Origin of the sequence: Acinetobacter sp. UNC436CL71CviS28 (assembly GCF_000620525.1) — a bacterium.
In the GTDB taxonomy this organism is placed as follows: Bacteria; Pseudomonadota; Gammaproteobacteria; order Pseudomonadales; family Moraxellaceae; genus Acinetobacter; species Acinetobacter radioresistens.
In genome coordinates this window covers 13063-31579 of sequence record NZ_JIBB01000037.1, presented here as the reverse complement: position 1 = coordinate 31579, position 18517 = coordinate 13063, and the positions used below count along the sequence as shown (strand labels likewise).

Annotated in this window: 16 protein-coding genes and 1 pseudogene; 14 read left to right on the top strand and 3 right to left on the bottom strand. The window is 40.8% G+C overall.

The window, feature by feature from the left end:
• Positions 1-158: helix-turn-helix domain-containing protein (locus tag N518_RS16840; protein WP_230400563.1), on the bottom strand; the 158-nt coding region annotated here is incomplete at its 3' end.
• Between the two features lie 98 nt (positions 159-256).
• Between N518_RS16840 and N518_RS16340 the strand changes: the two are divergent.
• From N518_RS16340 to N518_RS0112280, 13 genes and pseudogenes are all read left to right on the top strand, one after another.
• Positions 257-730, top strand: a pseudogene (locus N518_RS16340) (hypothetical protein); the annotation flags it as partial.
• A gap of 20 nt (positions 731-750) precedes the next feature.
• Positions 751-1254: a type VI secretion system contractile sheath small subunit gene (gene tssB / locus N518_RS0112335; protein WP_005025179.1), complete on the top strand. Its 504-nt coding sequence runs from the start codon at positions 751-753 to the stop codon at positions 1252-1254.
• A complete protein-coding gene (tssC, locus tag N518_RS0112330; protein ID WP_005015197.1) occupies positions 1247-2728 on the top strand; it encodes a type VI secretion system contractile sheath large subunit in 1482 nt (493 codons plus the stop codon). The genes tssB and tssC overlap by 8 nt, the downstream gene beginning before the upstream one ends.
• Positions 2729-2778: 50 nt before the next feature.
• On the top strand, positions 2779-3282 hold the full coding sequence (locus tag N518_RS0112325) for an Hcp family type VI secretion system effector (RefSeq protein WP_005015188.1): 504 nt from the start codon (positions 2779-2781) through the stop codon (positions 3280-3282).
• Positions 3283-3361: 79 nt separating this feature from the next.
• Entirely contained in the window at positions 3362-3838 is a 477-nt protein-coding gene (gene tssE / locus N518_RS0112320; protein ID WP_005025183.1) for a type VI secretion system baseplate subunit TssE, read from the top strand.
• Between the two features lie 12 nt (positions 3839-3850).
• Entirely contained in the window at positions 3851-5659 is a 1809-nt protein-coding gene (gene tssF / locus N518_RS0112315) for a type VI secretion system baseplate subunit TssF (RefSeq protein ID WP_005025186.1), read from the top strand.
• Complete coding sequence (gene tssG, locus N518_RS0112310; protein WP_005025188.1) at positions 5623-6624, top strand: type VI secretion system baseplate subunit TssG; 1002 nt, start codon at positions 5623-5625, stop codon at positions 6622-6624. Before tssF ends, tssG begins: the two co-directional genes overlap by 37 nt.
• Positions 6618-8039 (top strand): hypothetical protein, encoded by a 1422-nt coding sequence (locus tag N518_RS0112305; RefSeq protein WP_005025190.1) that lies wholly within the window; start codon positions 6618-6620, stop codon positions 8037-8039. The genes tssG and N518_RS0112305 overlap by 7 nt, the downstream gene beginning before the upstream one ends.
• A 29-nt stretch (positions 8040-8068) precedes the next feature.
• Positions 8069-11884 carry a type VI secretion system membrane subunit TssM gene (gene tssM, locus N518_RS0112300; protein WP_026444344.1) on the top strand — a complete coding sequence of 1272 codons (3816 nt, stop codon included), beginning with the start codon at positions 8069-8071 and terminating at the stop codon, positions 11882-11884.
• A gap of 34 nt (positions 11885-11918) precedes the next feature.
• Positions 11919-12878 (top strand): type VI secretion system-associated protein TagF, encoded by a 960-nt coding sequence (tagF, locus tag N518_RS0112295; protein ID WP_005015160.1) that lies wholly within the window; start codon positions 11919-11921, stop codon positions 12876-12878.
• Between the two features lie 2 nt (positions 12879-12880).
• On the top strand, positions 12881-13642 hold the full coding sequence (locus N518_RS0112290; RefSeq protein ID WP_005025194.1) for an OmpA family protein: 762 nt from the start codon (positions 12881-12883) through the stop codon (positions 13640-13642).
• A gap of 29 nt (positions 13643-13671) precedes the next feature.
• Positions 13672-13938: a PAAR domain-containing protein gene (locus N518_RS0112285; RefSeq protein WP_005025196.1), complete on the top strand. Its 267-nt coding sequence runs from the start codon at positions 13672-13674 to the stop codon at positions 13936-13938.
• 231 nt (positions 13939-14169) lie between these two features.
• On the top strand, positions 14170-15318 hold the full coding sequence (locus tag N518_RS0112280; protein WP_005025200.1) for a YheT family hydrolase: 1149 nt from the start codon (positions 14170-14172) through the stop codon (positions 15316-15318).
• A 100-nt stretch (positions 15319-15418) separates the two neighbouring features.
• Here N518_RS0112280 and N518_RS0112275 read toward each other — a convergent pair whose 3' ends face one another.
• The gene (locus tag N518_RS0112275; protein ID WP_005025201.1) at positions 15419-15679 is read right to left on the bottom strand and encodes a hypothetical protein; all 261 of its coding nucleotides are present in this window, start codon (positions 15677-15679) and stop codon (positions 15419-15421) included.
• 282 nt (positions 15680-15961) lie between these two features.
• On the bottom strand, positions 15962-17218 hold the full coding sequence (locus tag N518_RS0112270) for a L,D-transpeptidase family protein (RefSeq protein WP_005025203.1): 1257 nt from the start codon (positions 17216-17218) through the stop codon (positions 15962-15964).
• 216 nt (positions 17219-17434) lie between these two features.
• Between N518_RS0112270 and hemE the strand changes: the two genes are divergently transcribed.
• Positions 17435-18508, top strand: coding sequence for a uroporphyrinogen decarboxylase (hemE, locus tag N518_RS0112265; protein WP_005025206.1), 1074 nt, complete (start codon positions 17435-17437; stop codon positions 18506-18508).
• The last annotated feature ends 9 nt before the right edge of the window (positions 18509-18517 follow it).

The following is an 18517-nucleotide window of genomic DNA, read 5'->3' as shown; positions in this document are numbered from 1 at the left end:
CGTCTACGTCTAGCGAAGGTGTTATCAGAAGCATATCGAGCTTGATAAACGTCATTGATGCTATTTCTTTTAAGCTCACGATAGATCGTACTAGGATGTCTTTTAATGAGTTCAGCAAATTTTCTGGCTGAAAAGCCTTCTTTTCTTGACTCAAGCATTAATGCAGTACGATCTTCAAAGTTAAGATGATGGTATGACAATTTTATATACTCCATAAACCCTTTAAATTAATTAGGTGGTTTATGTCGCACTTCAAGTTTTACTCTGCCCTGCCTTGCGTATGTACGAGTTGAATCAGCCCGTAAATGCACTAGCGCTTGCACAACAACTCAAACAGCAAAATGTTCGAGGTGCAGGTTTAACAGATGTTACCTTTCTTGCAGGAATAGGAATTGCCAAACAGGCCTTACAGGATATGCGTACTAATGAAATGCGGTTCTTGAGTAATGACTTGACTTACCCACCTGCCAAAGAGTTAAGTGATACGATCCGTATGGCTATGCCCGTACCTGAGACGATAAATACCAAAGCTATTACTGATGAGACGATAAAAACTCGCGAAGCGCGTTCAGTAGTAAAGTCAACCAAACGTACCACCACAGCAAAGCCTTCCCGTAATAGCAACATTCGTACAGCGCCGGTGAAAGCCCGCCAAAGTACAGCAACTAAACAGCCAAATTCAGCAAGTATAAGTAAAACTGGCACGAATCCATTTGAATCACTTAAATAAATTATTCGGAATACAACATTATGGCGAAAAGAGAAAGCGTACAGAAAAAGCTTCAGCGGATTCGTCCACCACGTGTTCAGCTCACTTACGACGTTGAAATTGGTGATGGTAAAGAAGCCAAAGAATTACCTTTTGTAGTTGGAGTAGTAGGGGATTTTTCTGCTGCTTCTGAACTGGAAAAGACTAAATTAAAAGATAAGAAATTCATTAATGTTGATCTGGATAACATTGATGAAGTCATGGAGTCACTTGCTCCACGTGCTGCTTTTCAGGTAAATAACACTCTGACTGAGGAGGGCGGCCGCATGTCTGTAGAATTGATATTTAAGTCTATGAAGGATTTTCGGCCGGAGCAGGTGGCTCAGCAGGTAGGACCTTTGCGCAAACTTGTGGAAGCGCGTGAACGTTTGACAGATTTGCGTAACAAGATATCCAATAGTGAAAAGCTTGAAGACTTACTGGATGAAGTACTTAAAAGTACTGACCAGATACGTAAACTGAGCGCGGAGGCTGAACATGAATAATACTCAGGCAGCTACTGCATTTGCTCTGGAAAATGAACCGGTCAATCTGCTGGACTCTATTGTTGAACAAAGCCGCATTGCGCGAAATGAAGAAGAACATGACCGTGCTAAAAGCCTGATTGGCGAGCTGGCAAAAGAAGTAATGGCAGGAACCATTACAGTATCTGAAAATATGACGCTTTCAATTGACAAGCGTATTGCAGAAATTGATGCACTGATTTCCGGCCAGCTTAGCCAGATCATGCACAATGAACAATTTCAGAAGATCGAGTCGACTTGGCGCGGGTTATATTATTTTTGCCAAGAAACACCTTCTAATCCGATGATCAAAATCCGGATGCTGAATACTACTAAGAAGGAACTGGTAAAAGATTTTCAGGGTGCAACTGATTTTGACCAGAGCACATTGTTTAAAAAGATTTATGAAGAGGAATATGGCTCCTTCGGTGGTGCTCCATATGCAGCCCTGATCGGTGATTTTGAATTTGACCGTACTCCTTCAGACATGTATCTGCTTGAGCAGATCTCTCATATCGCTGCTGCAGCACATGCACCTTTTATTTCCGCAGCCAGTCCAAGTATTCTGGGTCTTGAGTCATTTACTGATATTGACCGTCCAAGAGATGTCTCCAAAATTTTTGAAACTGCTGAATATGTACAATGGCGTTCCTTTCGGGATAGTGAAGATGCGCGCTATGTTGCTCTAACTATGCCACGCGTATTGGGACGTTTGCCTTATCATCCTAAAGAGGGTACTGCAACAGAGGGTTTTAATTTCGCTGAGGAAGTATCTGGTCAGCATCATGACGAATATTTATGGATGAATGCAGCCTATGCATTCGGTACGCGTCTGACAAATGCTTTTGATTTATATGGCTGGTGTGCAGCAATTCGCGGTGTAGAAGGCGGTGGCCTGGTAGAAGGACTGCCTGTGCACACTTTTAAGACCCCAGATGGCGAAGTGTTACTCAAGTGCCCAACAGAAATAGCCATTACTGACCGACGTGAAAAAGAGTTAAGCGACCTTGGTTTTATCCCGCTGGTTCACTGCAAAAATACAGATTATGCAGCTTTCTTTGGTGCCCAGTCAGCTCAGAAACCAAAAAAATATGACAACGATACAGCTAATGCAAATTCTGCACTGTCTAGCCAGATCCAATACATCATGGCCGTATCACGTATTGCTCACTATCTAAAAGCAATGATGCGTGACAAGGTCGGCAGCTTTGCTTCGGCAGGTAATGTAGAGGCATTTCTAAATGAATGGCTATCGCAGTACGTATTACTTGATGATGGTGCATCACAAGAAGCCAAGGCACAGTATCCGCTTCGTGAAGCATCAGTAAAAGTTGTAGAAGATCCGGCGCAACCGGGACACTACAAGTCGGTGGTCTTTTTAAGACCGCATTTCCAGCTGGATGAGTTGTCTGTTTCTTTGCGACTCGTGACTGAATTACCCCAGTCTTCCAACTAAAAAGAACCTAACCACATAATAACTTTAAATTAAAAGAGGAAGTTTATTAAATGAAAGATATTTATATCGAATTTAGAGGTAAATATAAAGTAGATGGTGAGTCACGTGACAGTGAGCATAAGGGATGGCTTGAGGTTAACTCTTGGTCTCATAATATTCGTCAGCCTAAATCTGCAACTTCAAGTAGTGTAGGGGGGCATACGGCTGAACGTGTTGAGCATTCAGACATGATATTTGTAAAAGATCTGGATGCAACCAGCCCTAAATTATGGGAAGCATGTTCTGCGGGCTATACCTTTGATGAAGTACAGATTGACTTTTATCGGGCCAATGGCGATAAACGTATTAAATATCTGCAAATCAAGTTAAAGCATGTACTTGTTTCAAGCGTAACACCCACTGTAAATGAAGAGGGTGTGCCAACAGAAGCGTTTGGTCTGAAATATGCCGCTGTTGAGTGGACTTATAACCAACAGGATATTAATGGTACAGCAAAAGGCGCAGTTACTAAGAAATGGTCACTTTCTAATAATACAGCATCTTACGCTGCATAATAGTCAAGTGATTACCCTGAATAGAGGTTAACACCTGGTTAACCTCTATTTCTATTAAGCTTTTATTTATAACTAAAAAATGAATCTAGACCATTTATACCCTTATGGATTCCGTTCGACATTGTTTGATCGCCTGATTCCAGAGCAAGACCGCTATTTACAGGGACTTTCAATCCAGCAGTTACGGGAATCTGTTGCTCATGATCTAGAAGATTTATTAAACAGCCGTGTGGCAAAATTTGATCAAGAGATGGCAGCTTATCCACTGGCCCGTAAATCTGTTTTACAGTTTGGGATTATTGACTTTGTGGGACTTTCTACAGCTAATCCACTGGATCGGGAGACAATTTGTCATTCTATCGAGCAGTCTATTGAAGCACATGAGCCACGTCTTAAGCAGGTCAAAGTAGAAATGTTACTTGATGGGCATAATATGGGGTCACTTTGCTTGAGCATTCAGGCTTATTTAAATATTTATCCTCTATATGAACCTGTACTTTTTGATGCTTTATTAAAACCAACAACACAACAATACGTTATCTCTGCAAGAACTTAATGTGGGCCTCCTGTGATAGAACAACTCTTACCGTATTATGAAAAGCAATTACAAGAATTCAGTCAGCAATCACGAGAGTTTGCACAGAAGTATCCTAAAATTGCCCAGCGTTTATCATTAAATCAAGAACAGATTGATGATCCGCATATTGAACGGTTAATTCAGGCTTTTTCTTTAATTGCAGCTCGGATTGATAAAAAGCTTGAAGATAGTTATGACGTATTTACTCGGGCATTATTTGAAGTAATGTTTCCGCAGTATTTGCGGCATTTTCCAGCCTGTACGATAGTAAGTTTTGAAGACGAAAATAAAATCAGACAGTTGACTGGCCGACATATTATTCCTAAAAAGACAACCCTGAAGTCGCGCAGTTTTAGAGGGGTACAGTGTGAGTTTAATACCAGTCAACAGGTAATATTGCTTCCTGTTGCCTTAAGTCAACTTGAATTTAAAACATCACCAAGTGCACATATACATTTAAGCCAGAATGCAAGCTTGAGCTTAAAATTTGACATTTTTAATAATGCACAAGCTGTTCTGATACAGGAAAGATTATCTATCTACCTGGATGCAATCTCAAATTTCCCTTTACAGGTTTTAGACAGTATTTTTAGGCCTGAGACTGGATTTGCCTTGCGAATTGGTCAACAGATCTTAAAAATAGATAACCCTTTTAGTATCATAGGTTTTGCAGAAGAAGAATGCCTGTTACCAGTAGATCAGCATACCCATCATGCCTATCGTCTACTGATGGAATATTTTTGTTTTCCCGAAAAATTTAATTATTTAAATCTTGATCTTGGTATTTTAAAAGGCCGTATTCAGCAGTATGAGAGTTTTGAGGTTCTAATTTATTTTAAGCTGAATCTGAATGACCAATCAATGATTCGTAATTATTCTGAACTGAATGTTGCAAATTTTAAGCTGTTTACTTCACCAGCCATCAACCTGTTTGAAAAGCAAGCTGAACCACAGAAAATCACTCATACCCAGCTATATTATCCATTAATTACGGATACACATCATCCTGAATCTTATCAAGTATATTCAATTCTTGAAATGAATATGGTGCGTGAGAAAACCAATCAGGAGCAGGTCTATACTAGTGTTTTACCATTTTTTGCTATCAGCCACTATAAAAATGAACAGGTACAGTTTTTTTATGCGCTGGATTATCAGCCAATACAAACCAATTTTGTCGAGATGCGCTACTCAATCATCTCTAAACATTTAAAACCCCTTGAGATTAAATCTGATTTTATCAGTATCCGTTTATTATGTTCGAACCGTGATTTAGCTCATGAGGCATTAAGCCAGTCTAATAATATTTTAAATCTGAATGATAGCAGTCTGGCACGCCGGGCATTAATACTTAAACGTCCAACGGTACCTTATAGTTTTGATCAGAATAAAACTGAACAGTGGCGTATTATTTCTCATCTTTCACTGAATACGCTAGCTTTAATGAAAGGCGACAGCCTAAGCCATGTTAAGGAATTGCTTGCATTATATAATCTGCCGTCTTCTAAAGAAAATCACTTAATTATTAATGCAATTGATCAATTAGAGTTTTCATTAACCCATAAACTGGTTGATGCAAAACCTTTTCCCATGTTTATTCGGGGTGTTAAAGCAGAGTTAAGTATAAATAGCAGTGTCTTCAGGGGCCATAGTTTATATATATTCAGTTATTTACTTAGTCATATCTTTAATTTGAAGGTCCAGATCAACAGCTTCGTTGATGTGGTAATCACAGACAGTTTAAGTCAGCAGGAGTTATACCAATGCGTGCAGAACGTTGGTGGCAAAACTCTTCTGTAATTGACCAGTTATTTAATAAAGCAGGTACTTTTGAGTTTATTCAGACAACACGTCTGTTGAGACATGTTCCGTATTTACGCGGCAATTCTGCGTGGGCAGATACTTTTAAGTTTGAACCTGCTTTTAATCTAAGTTTCCCTGCATCAGAAGTGGAGCAATTGGAATTTAAAGAGCAGCACCTGCATTTGACTAATCTGGTAGTAGGACTTACTGGTGTTCAGGGTGCTTTACCTTATGCTTATACCTGTAAGGTTAAACAGGGTACCCGGCAGCAACGCCTGGAAGTGAAAGAGTTTTTGGGCTTATTTAATCATAAACTGGCCGCACAGTACGTAGATTCGAGTATTAGCTATAATTTACCTATACGTTATGAAGTTGAACAGGAAAACCGCTATCTGGATATCTTGCATGCATTAAATGGTTATATTCGTACCCAGCATCAGCAAACTGAGCTGGACGAGTATTTTGCGGAATTCGCGGGCCTGATGCAGGGACAGAATAATACTCCTCATGCGCTGAAAACCATGCTGAGCTGTATCTTTAAGCAGAACATACATATACGGGAATTCATCAGGGAAACCTTTAAATTAGCCGATGAACAAAAAACCCGTCTCAATAGTCACAAACCCAGCCTTTTGGGACTAAATACATTTTGTGGCGATACCGTTCAGCAGGTTGATGGAAAAATTGAAATACAGATAGGCCCTATGAAACGGGCACAGTATCTGGAATTTTTACCACAGCAGCCGCTTTACATAAAACTTAAACGTCTGGTGCAGTCTTGGTGTAGTCCAACATTATTTATTGATGTGCGATTAATCTTGGACCGGAGTGAAATTGAGGCCACGCATCTGGAGCATCAACAGTCTGCTGGTCTGGGACAAGGTAGTTTTCTGATGCCACCGGAGCAACCCCAGCATAACTATGAAACCTGCTATAGTCTGATAGGAGCGGTTTCATGTTGAAAAAAATCCTGGCGACTTTTATTGGTGTATTTTTAACGCTAAGTAGTTTGATCATTCTGTACTGGAGAGATGTTCAATATGAACCAGAACGTCAGGATTTCCTGATCTATTTCGGGCTCTTACCTCTTGCTATAACATGTCTTTTACTCTCGCCATGGTTGATTTATCTAGCTTATCAGGCCTATCAGAGTAAAAAAAATCAGGCTGAATTGGCACAACAGAAAGCACAAGAAGCACCAAGTACTCAGGTGACGCAACAGATTGAGTGGCTAAAGCTGAACATTTATGCTGCGCATGTTTACAGTGCTTTAGGTGAAGATGGAGCCATTCTTGAGCAGTTAAAAGAATATACAAGTCCTGAACTGGACCTGAAATTACAAAATAGCAATGGGCTGCCAATTCTCTCTTACCGTATTGAAAAGCTGGATGAAGAACTTGGACCGGAGCAAGATGCAGATGGGCTTACCACATTTTCGGTACGCCAACAACGTATTATGGCTTTAGTAGAGCATCAGCTTGAAAAAAATGTTGAGGTACTTCGTCAGGTTGCTGAACATCTAAAATACTCCAGTCTGTTCTATGAAACTCAACAAATTCATGACTACCGTATGCATCCTGCTTGGATAGACCCAGGCGCAGAATATGATCCAGATGAAGTTGCTGTACCAGAACTTAAACAGGTGGAAAGACTCGATCGTCTTAATCTGCATATTCTTTTATCTGAAGATTTACAGCACGTCTGGAATGAAACGGCTCACCAAAACCGGTTACAGGAGTTTTTCAGTAACCTTGGCATTATTCCGCAAAAAATACATCTGGCATATCATTTTCTTGGCGCAGAAACAGTAGTACATGATTTTTTAATTTTATTGAAACAGCAGCAGGATCAGACCCAGGAAATTTCTCTGATCATTAGTGCTGATTCTGAAATTGATCAGGAGATAATTGATGAGCGCATCTGGATCTCTGACCATTATCTGCCAGCAGAATTTTCGAGCAGCTGTTGTATAGCATCTACAAAGGTCAATTTTGAACAGCTCTTACCTTTAAAAAGGTTAGTGCTGGCTATAAACCAGAATCAGGTCAGACATATTCTGAAAGAACTGAATATTGATGAACTACCACAGTATAAAAATGAAGAACCTTTTGTGGTGGTACTTGATGATATTACACAGATCAAGACATTAAAGAGAATAGAGCAATATTTTGAGCAGAGTCCGATTGAGCCACACCACTATTTATACTGTAGAGCAAGTTTAGGTCATACACAAAATCTGGAAAAAATTTATGGAATGATGCTTGGTATGTTACTGCCGCCGGAACAGGTCGCTGTGGTATTTGGACAGGATATACAGGCAATTATCCAAGATATTCCTGAGGAGATAGGACCTCGGGAAGCAATAACTGATAGCTGATTAATTATTTTTAGAAATACGAGAACTCAATGTATATCATTTTAGGTTACTTGTGGCAGTACATTACCAATCCTAGGGCTATTATTGCCTTATCATTGTTTGTTGCTCTGGTATCATCTTACTCTGTTTTACCACGACACATTTTCTGGGCACTGGCAGCCAGCTACATGCTGGGACTTATTTGCTATGGTATTTACTGGCTGGTACAGCGCAGACGTCATACGGTGCAAGGGGAAGAACTTGCTAATGCAATTCAGCAGGATACAAAAGCCGAGTATGGCCAGCAAAAAAATAAAGAAGAACTTCAACTGATTAACCAGCAGATGAAAGATTCTATCCAGTTAATTCGCAAGTCAAAGCTGGGAGATAAAAAAGGTAATGCCGCACTTTATGAATTACCTTGGTATATGGTTATTGGTAATCCGGCAGCAGGCAAGAGTTCAGCAATTTACAATTCGGGGTTAAAGTTTCCATTTGAGGAGACGCACCAGAAAATGATTTCAGCAGGTTTAAGCGGCACACGGAACTGTGACTGGTTCTTCTCTACAGAAGGCGTTTTACTGGATACTGCTGGACGTTATTCTGTCTATGCAGAAGATCATTCTGAATGGCTGGGTTTTCTTAATATTCTCAAAAAGAATCGCTCTAAGGCACCAGTAAATGGGCTCATTGTTATTGTCAGTATTGCTGAATTGATTGGTCAGAGCCCAGAAAATTCACTTAAACTGGCAAAAAACTTGCGCGCCCGAATTCAGGATTTAACCGAGCGTTTGGAAGTAGTGGTGCCAGTATATCTGGTCTTTTCAAAAATGGATCTGATCGCAGGTTTCACTGAGTTTTTTGATTGTTATGAAGCACAAGAATATAACCAGGCTTGGGATGCAACTCTGCCGTATGAACAGAATTCATCACAAAATGCGGTTGAGCTTTTCGAACACCATTACAATTTACTTTACAATGGATTAAAGGGGGTCAGTACGACGCATCTGAGTCGTCGTCATTCACAGAATATTTCACCAAGTGTAATGACATTCCCGCTCGAGTTTAAAACTTTAAAACCGGCATTAAAAAGCTTTATCAGCACATTGTTTGAAGATAATCCTTATCAGTTTCAGCCCGTATTCCGGGGGTTTTATTTCACCAGTGCCTTGCAAGAAGGTATAATTGAAAGTCCGATGACAAAGCAGATTGCACAGGAATTTCATCTTTCTCAAATTACCCAAGCTGAACCTAGTGATCATAACATTGCTCTACAGAATCATGGATATTTTCTGAAGGGACTATTTTCTAATATTATTTTAAAAGATAAAAATCTGGTAAAACAGCATATTAATCCAAGCAGAAAACGTCAGCGCTATCTGGCATTTATAGGAGCTCTGCTTGGTGTATCTATTATTCTCGGTTTATGGGTATGGTCATATCGTAACAACCAGCAGCTGATTGCAGATGTGCAGGCTGATTTAGATAAAGTGGTACATTTAGAAAAGGCTTCTGGCCAGCAGCTTTCTACGCAGCTTGAGGCTCTACTCATCTTGCAGGAGCGTTTACAGCAGCTCGATGAGTTTGATGAACATCGCCCTTTAAAGTTCCGCTTTGGCCTGTATCAGGGAAACCAACTCCGTGAGACTTTAAAGGCTGAGTATTTAAAAGGTATTCGTCAGATTGTGTTGCAGCCCACCCAGCAAAATATTGCGCAATATTTGCAGCGGGTTAAAAATAATGAAGAAACACTTAAAGCTAATCATATCAATGTTGAAGTCAAGCAGGTGGCTAAGACTGGGCAATATCTGGAACCTTTAGATACCAATCCACAAGATGCTTATAATGCTTTGAAAGCTTATCTGATGATGAGCAACCCGCAATATATGGATGCAGGGCATTTAAGTGATCAGGTTACGCGTTTCTGGCGGTCATGGGTGGATGCTAACCGTGGTCAAATGTCTCGGGGAGATATGATCCAGCAGGCTGAACAGGTACTCTCTTATGCTATGACATTAACTGGTGATCAGCAGTTTCCGGTACTTGATGCAGATACTCAGCTGGTAGATCAGACCCGTCAGGTCTTATTGTCTGTCATTCGCGGTATGCCTGCACGTGACCGTGTCTATAATGAAATCAAGATGCGTGCGGCTGTACGCTTTCCTGCCTTAACAGCGGGCCAGATTGTTGGCGAAAATAATAAAGGTGCTGTGCTCGGCAGTTATGCTCTTCCAGGCGTTTTTACCCAAAAGGCATGGGATGAATATGTTAGTAGTGCAATTGATGAAGCAGCCAATAAACCGACAGATAGTAAAGACTGGGTACTCAACAGCCGTCAGTCAGATGACCTGACGTTCTCTGGCAGTCCAGAGCAGATCCGTAAGCAGCTAGTTGCTCTCTACAAGCAGGAATATATTGCAGAGTGGAAAAAATTCCTGAATGGTATTTATTATGCAAAAGCTCCCCAGTTTAGTCAGCAGTCTAAAAATATTGACATACTGGGTGAACCACAGAACTCACCAATCCGTATTCTATTTGAGCGTATTGCTATTGAAACAAATTGGGATAACCCGGTAGTACAGGCTGAACTGGCTGTGCCACAAAAAGGTTTTATTGCCTGGTTTAAACGTAAAGTGTTAAACCGCAGTGATGCGCAAATGTCACAACAGGTATCAAATAAAGCTCAAGGACCAATCTCACAGGAATATCAGATGTTCTATCAACTGGTACGTAAACGTGACGATCAGCAGAATAAATCCTTGCTTGATGAATACATGCAGAATCTTGCCCAGGTGCGAAGTAAATTTAATGACCTGAAGAATGCTGGTGAAATTGGTCCGAGTGCTATGGCACTGGTTAAACAGACTATCAGTGATCAGAACTCAGTTTTTAATACTGCACAAAAGCATATTGATGAGAGAATGCTGGTAGGACTGAACGATATTGATCAGCAGATGATACAGAAACTTTTAGTGAGTCCTTTGACCCAGTCTTTTGCCAGCCTGATTACACCTGCACAAGAAGAGATTAATAAGCTTTGGATAATTCAGGCATATCAGCCATTTCAAGCGAACTTAAGCCAAAAATATCCATTTAATTCCTCTGTCTCATTACAAGCTACCAGTAATGAAATCGGGCAAATTTTTGGCGATACCGGTAGTATTGCCCGTTTTGTAAAAGAAATATTAGACCCCTTGGTCATTCGCCGTGGTTATACTTTAACGTCCAAAACCTGGAAAGATTTGGGTATTAGCCTGAATCCACAATTTGTCCTAAACTTTCAGCGTTATGTTGCTCCAATCAATGGTATGGCAACAGGTACACTTGACCAGCCGACTGCTACGCCCGCAGCGAACCAGTCGAATTTCCAGTTCTATCCATTACAGAATCCACAGCTTCTGTCCTATACCATCGATATTGATGGTCAACGTATGCTCTATGAAAATGGGATTCAGCAGTGGGTAAACTTTGTCTGGCCGAACCGTAGTGCAATTCCTGGAGCGCGTATTACTGCTGTAGACCTGCAAGGGCAAACCCATACAATTTTTGATGAGCCAGGTGAATATGGCATTAATCGCCTGATCGATTCTGCTCAGCGTAAGGAGCAAAATGGCAGCTTTGAAATGGTATGGCGCAGTAAAACTGATCCATCGGTATTTGTAAAAGTGAATTTCCGCCTGATTAGTGGTAGCAGTTCAGGAGGAATCGGTTCAAGCCGTGGATACTCAGGTTTGCAGCTGGTCGATAAAGTCACAACTGACAAGGCAGTACGAGTTGTTTCTGCACAGCCTGCACCGGCAGTATCTACAGTTGGACTAAAACCAGCTGGATCTGCTGTCGTACCGCAGACAGGAGGTACTTCCTGATGCAAGAGAATAAGGATATTCAAGGAACGAAACAATGCAGTATTTAAAAAGTACGCCTTTATATTATGGAAAAACCCCTGCACGCGGCGACTTCCTGAAATCAAAGGGGCAGTATGCACTGATACAGGTTATTGATCAGTGGATTACAGAAGCTTTGGAACAGGCCATGCAGAATACTGGCTTTAAGCAGCACTATGCAGCTTTACCATCTCTAGATTTTTTTATCGCTAACCCTCACGAAAAAATGTTTTTGGTGGCTAATCTCATCACCAGTGAAGATAGCTCGGGCCGGCCTTTTCCTATGGTATTAAGTCACTTACTGGAAGTTGAACAACCCTATCAGAATCTACTCCTAGCACCTTATTGTTATAAACCGGTTTTAGTTGACCTATTCCAGAGAAACAGGGTACTAAGAACAATTCATAATAGCGATATCATGCTGAATAAATTGGCAAATCTCCCTGACCAGATTCAGTCATTTACCATAGCTGAAGCACAGGCATTTTATGAAAATCATACGATGCATACATTTGCTCAGTTAATGAAAATTAGTGTATATGAACTGGTACAAAGTATGATTGGTTTAGGTCTGTTATTACAGCCCATTTTGAAAAATGGAACCAGTCGATTAAATAAGATACTGATTCTTCCAATTAATAGCCATATATATTGTTATGAAGTGGCGACCCTATGGGTAAGTATGATCGGGCATTTTTTAAAAAAAGCCCAAACTGAAGTTCTCATTGGTATTTTGCATCAAGAAAAGCCAGTCCTATTATTTGGCTTTCAAGGTGCTGACATATTGGCCCTCAGTGATATTTTTGTTAACAATATGCAGAGTGAACACTGGGTATCATTAGTTCAGGCCCAATGGATTGATCCATATCTGGAGCAGAATGCTGGTTTAGCTACTCTAGAACAGGCTTTATGCCAGCGGCAATTAAGTTTAAATCAAGGCTTAAAACTCTTTCGCCAAACTTTTTTAGATGAATAAATATGCGATCTTATAAAAAATTAAAATATGCTGTAGTCTGTGTTATTGGCTTGGGAGGAGGTTCGCTAGTCTGGGCAGAACCTGTAGTTGTAGAGGGAGTGGTACCAAATGAAGCCAGTAAACAGGCGATTCTGATGAGAATGCAGTCTGTATATGGTGCAAACCAAGTGATTGACAAAATTCAGGTGCGGCCTGTAGCAGCCCCAAATGGCTGGAGTGATTCTGTGGCTCGTGTAATTACGCCAGAACTTAAAAAAGTCAGACAGGGACAGCTGCGCGTACGAGGTACACAAATCGAGCTTAATGGTAAGGTTAGTCATCCGAATGATATTCAACCTACTACTGCAAATTTTCAAATGCTTATACAGCAACCATATCGCTTTAATGCCCAATTATCTGTAAATCAGGCCGAGCAGAAAATTATTGATGATGCTTTAAAAAACCGGATTGTTGAATTTGAATCAGGCAGTGCGGTGTTGACAGCGGCTGGACGTCAGATTCTGGAAGAAATGGCAGTAGCCTTACATAAGGTAGGCGGAAAAAAAGTTAAAATCATTGGTCATACAGACAGTTCGGGGGATGGCAATAAAAACTTTTTACTAAGCCAGGAACGTGCGATGGCTGTACGCAATTATCTTATTGCTAAAAATATTAAAGCAGAAAATCTGAGTACGGAAGGTATGGGTTCAAGCAAACCGGTTGCTGATAATACAACTGCAGAGGGCCGCAAGAAAAATCGTCGTATTGAGTTTGAGGTACTTTAGTACCTCTTAAAAAATAAAGGAAAACTAAAATGGCAATTCCTTATATTGTAATTGGTTGTCCGACCACAGGTGGTGGAAAAGTTATCAGCGGAAATAATACTTTTCTGGTGGAAGGTATTCCAGTAGCGTGTGTAGGAGATAAAGCAACTTGTCCAAAACATAAAACCGTTACTACAATTATATCAGGTGACTCGCACATGCAAGTCATGGGCAAAGCTGTAGCACGTGCAAATGATGTATTGGCATGCGGATGTAAACTATTGCCAAAACAGAATAGCGTAATAGGAGAAAATTAAAGTGCTACAAATTAAACCTAAAACTGCCTAAAGAGTAAAAGAATAAAAATAAATAACTGTGGCAAGATTCACATAATAAGCCCAGAAAATTACAATTAGATCAAACTGGACCGTGTCTTTATCGTTAATAATCATCCTAAGTCTAGGAAAGACTCAAAGTCGGCCCGTTATAAGCGGCGGGTGACAAAGTAATAGCGTTCTTACTAATAAAAAAGAGATAAGGAGCCTGCTATGTTACACCTACAATTAAATACTCAGTCTCTGTATGAAAAATTAAACACGGTAACCCAGCTTTTTGAAAATTTTAGTGGAGCTGCACAACCCACTTTATACTATAACCCTACAGGACAGGCCAAGAGATGGGCCGAGCAGATTGCTCTCCTGAATCAGCCCTATATACCTACACCTTGGCTATTTAATACTCATCTACAGCTCTTCTACTTTGATATGATCCGCAAAAAAACTACCCAACTAGAATATGATCATGAAGAACTTCTTACCATGCAAGATGGAGGTACAACCGCGCTTTACTGGTCGGGTTATGATTTACCGGATGATGTACCTACGGTTTTTGTACTGCACACTATAATGGGAACGCCACAAAGTATGCGAGAACTGGTACGTGATCTGCGTTTGATGACAGGATGGAGGGTAGTACTATGTTTACGGCGAGGACATGCTGACTTAAAATTGACTACTCCACGTTTAAGTATTGTCGGCTCTACCGATGACTTGCGTGAGCAAATATCTGTTGTGCGGGAACGTTTTAAAACGTCCTCACTTTATTGTGTTGGCGTGTCGGCAGGAACAGGTCTGCTGGTCCGGTATTTAGGAGAAATGGGCAAGAAATCTGCCTTTAAAGCTGCCTTCGCCTATTGTCCCGGTTATAACTTAAATGAAGTATTTAAAGTTGCACATAAAGCTTACAGTCAATATATGACGCATCAGCTTATTAAAACATTTGTTTTAGCTCATCAGGATCAAACCTCTCAGCTTTCAACTTATCAGGCGCTAATATCCGCCAGAGATTTGCATGAATTTCAACTTGCGGTTTATGAGCTGGCAGGGTTTGAAAGCTATGAAGTTTATGAGAAAGCAGCAAACCCAATTTATGTTTTTGATCAGGTAACCAGCCCACTGATGATGCTCAATTCAGGAGATGATCCGGTCTGCCGCCTGGAAAATGCTCAAGCCTATCTGGATAAAATTTGCGAAAAAGATAATATCATGCTGGTCACTACACCAAAAGGAAGTCACTGTGCCTATTATGAAGGCTGGAAAGCCAGCTCTTGGGCTCATCGCTTAATCGCAGATTTCTTTACACAATTTGGTGATACACAAGACAGACTATCTGGTCAGCAAACTGTACAGGCAGCTTGATGAAAGAAATAATATTAAAAACTCTCCTGCATATAAGGCTCTAGCTAAGCAGCTTATGCAGGAGAGTTTTTCTATCTAAAACTGAACTTTTAAGTTGATTCTAAATTTGTCTGGTGACTTGCTGTAGATATGCCAGAATCTGATCTTTGTGCTGCTGGAAAGTATCCATTCCAATATTCTCGGTTTCACCATTAAAGGTGATATAAGTGGTTTCACCATCACGGTGGAAGGAATAAGGCATACCTTGGGTAATCAGATAATAATCTTCGTTATCTTCACTAATTTCAGCTTTAGCTGTCATATCCAGGTGATCAGGTTGATGACCAATAAATTCTTTAAATTTTTCATATACATTTCTCATGGCTGACCTCTTCTATATCTAGGATGAGTCATTTCTACTGCTTGAATAACCATTTTGATAACTGGTTAATCAAGAGTCATTATGAAATATTAAGCATCAGGTACAGTATTCTAATTACTATAGGTTTAGGTCTAATCTAGCATCAAAGCATTTTAAAGAAATTGCCAAGTTGTCTAAAAACGTGAAAGTTGATAGCAGTTTTGTAAGAGAATACATCTGGTATCTATAGCTATGTTCTTTAAACAAAAAACCACCCGAAGGTGGTTTTTTAACTGATAGCGATTACTCAAGGAATTTGACAGTAACGCCAGAGCGTACTTTTTTACCTAAATCATTAGCGTCCCAGTTGGTCAAACGAATACAGCCGTGTGAAGCTGTTTTAGAAATGAGTGATGGATTCGGGGTACCATGAATACCAAAGGACTTTTTGCTCAAGCCAATCCAGATATTACCTACAGGGCCGTTCGGACCAGGCGGCAATGATAAAGGCTTTTTGTTATTACCCTGAACGAAGTTGCTTGGTGAATAGCTATACCATGGATTCGGTGCTACACCTGTAACTTTATAGGTACCTGCTGGAGAAGGAGTATCCGTACTACCAATAGTTGCCGGGAAAGAAGCAATCATCTGATTACGGCTATTAAACAGATACAGCTGTTTTGCACCTTTATGGGCAACGATTAAGTGAATATCTTCAGGCAAGTCATTACGTACATTTGCTACAATAATTTTCTCACCAGCTTTTTTAAAAGTCGCTTTCGGATTAAGTTTCTTTAAAAAATCTTCATCCATGTGAAACTTTTCGCCCAGCATTTCAGAAACACGTACATAATATAAACCTTTCATTTTGGCCTGTAGCGCGTAGTCTGAAGGTATTGAGCTGGCGTATGGCCCTTTTAGGTCATCTTCCGTAATTGTATATTCAACAAAAGCTGGTTTACCGGCAGTTTTAGCAACTAATGCGTCCCAGGTTTCTTTGGTTAAAACACCTGTAGGTTTTAAACCATTCATTTGCTGAAAAGAGGCAATTGCTTTTAATGTATTTTTACCACTCATACCATCGATTGCACCAGGTGAAGCATGTGCATTATTTAACATGACATGGGCACGGGCATAGACTGGAAATTGGCCCTTGCCAATTGCATCATACCACTCGGCATTATTCAGTCCTTCCAAAGTCCATGAAGCAGTTTTAGCGGCTTGATTTACGTTAGCCGGAGTATTGGTGGTCTTGCTTGCAGCAGAAGGAGCGGTACCAACATCCGCCTTTTTATCTTCAGTACGGGCCAGATTTTGCAAGGTGGTTGAAGCGCGGTCCAGATCACGCTCTTCTTGAGCAGTAATACGGGAATCGGTCGTTGCAGTTTCTGTTTTATTCGCTGGTGTATCTTCACCGACTTCTAGAGGGTCGATTGGATCTTCGACCGTATTTGTTGCGGCAACTTTAGGATTGAGCGGCTGTTCAGCAGTTGGAGCAGCCAGGGCTGTACCAGTAATAATACAGCTTAAACTCATAGCGAGTAATGAGCGAACAAACATGGAAATCAACCTTAAGAATTATTCATATGCTGGGTGTAAATTTAGTTAAGTATTGCAGAAAAATTACGGAGATGCAGTATTTGTTTTGTGTAATTCATACTTTTAAAACTGTTTTTAAGTGATTTTATGAAACTGTATAAACATGGGAAGAAGTTATTCAAAATGCGGCCTTTTTGCTATGATGGCAACAAGACCAAGACCATGTTAGGAAAGTAAATGACGACCCTGAAAAATGATCGTTTTCTCCGTGCCCTGTTACGTGAGCCTGTAGATTCTACGCCAGTATGGATGATGCGTCAGGCAGGTCGCTATTTACCTGAATATCGTGAGACCCGGGCCAAGGCTGGTGATTTTCTGTCTTTATGTAAAAATACCGAGTTTGCCTGTGAGGTAACTCTACAGCCTTTACGCCGTTATGAACTTGACGCAGCGATTTTATTTTCCGATATTTTAACTGTTCCTGATGCTCTGGGACTAGGTCTGTATTTTGAGGCAGGTGAAGGGCCAAAATTTAAAAAGACAGTACGTACAGAACAGGATGTGGCAAATCTGCCCGCATTTAATGCCAAATCGGATTTAGACTATGTCATGAACGCAGTCAGTACTATCCGTTCTGCTCTAGGCGGCCAAGTGCCTTTAATTGGTTTCTCGGGAAGCCCATGGACGTTAGCAACTTACATGGTAGAGGGCGGCTCAAGTAAGGATTTTCGTTTTACCAAACAGATGATGTATGCGCAGCCAGAGGTATTACATGCTTTGCTGGATCGTCTGGCAGTAGCAGTCACTGAATATCTAAATGCCCAGATCGACGCCGGGGCACAGGCGGTTCAAATTTTCGATAGCTGGGGCGGGGCTTTAGCACATCGTGAATATCTTGAATTCTCGCTAAATTATATGCAGAAAATTATCACTGGCTTGCAACGTGAAAAAGATGGCCGACATGTTCCGGTGATCTTGTTTACCAAAGGCGGCGGACAATGGCTTGAACAGATGGTTGCGACTGGCGCAGATGCATTTGGACTGGACTGGACCACGCCACTTCATGTAGCACGTCAGACTGTAAATGGCCGGGCTGCGCTACAGGGAAATCTTGATCCGGCGACTCTATACGGTTCAGCAGCTACAATTGAGAAAGCCACCAAAGCTATGCTGGATGATGCCTATCTGAATGGTGAAAAGACGGGTTATATTGCAAATCTTGGACATGGAATTACCCAGTGGGTAGACCCAGCACATCCGAAAGTATTTATTGATACTGTACACGAGTACAGTGCTAAATATCTGGGATAATATGTACGG

What these genes read in the sequence shown, in the direction of transcription:
- hemE (WP_005025206.1), top strand. Translation starts at nt 17,435, where the DNA reads ATGACGACCCTGAAAAATGATCGTTTTCTCCGTGCCCTGTTACGTGAG.
- tssC (WP_005015197.1), top strand. Translation starts at nt 1,247, where the DNA reads ATGAATAATACTCAGGCAGCTACTGCATTTGCTCTGGAAAATGAACCG.
- N518_RS0112275 (WP_005025201.1), bottom strand. Translation starts at nt 15,679, where the DNA reads ATGAGAAATGTATATGAAAAATTTAAAGAATTTATTGGTCATCAACCT.
- N518_RS0112290 (WP_005025194.1), top strand. Translation starts at nt 12,881, where the DNA reads ATGCGATCTTATAAAAAATTAAAATATGCTGTAGTCTGTGTTATTGGC.
- tssB (WP_005025179.1), top strand. Translation starts at nt 751, where the DNA reads ATGGCGAAAAGAGAAAGCGTACAGAAAAAGCTTCAGCGGATTCGTCCA.
- tssG (WP_005025188.1), top strand. Translation starts at nt 5,623, where the DNA reads ATGCGTGCAGAACGTTGGTGGCAAAACTCTTCTGTAATTGACCAGTTA.
- N518_RS0112285 (WP_005025196.1), top strand. Translation starts at nt 13,672, where the DNA reads ATGGCAATTCCTTATATTGTAATTGGTTGTCCGACCACAGGTGGTGGA.
- tssM (WP_026444344.1), top strand. Translation starts at nt 8,069, where the DNA reads ATGTATATCATTTTAGGTTACTTGTGGCAGTACATTACCAATCCTAGG.
- N518_RS0112305 (WP_005025190.1), top strand. Translation starts at nt 6,618, where the DNA reads ATGTTGAAAAAAATCCTGGCGACTTTTATTGGTGTATTTTTAACGCTA.
- N518_RS0112280 (WP_005025200.1), top strand. Translation starts at nt 14,170, where the DNA reads ATGTTACACCTACAATTAAATACTCAGTCTCTGTATGAAAAATTAAAC.
- tagF (WP_005015160.1), top strand. Translation starts at nt 11,919, where the DNA reads ATGCAGTATTTAAAAAGTACGCCTTTATATTATGGAAAAACCCCTGCA.
- N518_RS0112270 (WP_005025203.1), bottom strand. Translation starts at nt 17,218, where the DNA reads ATGTTTGTTCGCTCATTACTCGCTATGAGTTTAAGCTGTATTATTACT.
- N518_RS0112325 (WP_005015188.1), top strand. Translation starts at nt 2,779, where the DNA reads ATGAAAGATATTTATATCGAATTTAGAGGTAAATATAAAGTAGATGGT.
- tssE (WP_005025183.1), top strand. Translation starts at nt 3,362, where the DNA reads ATGAATCTAGACCATTTATACCCTTATGGATTCCGTTCGACATTGTTT.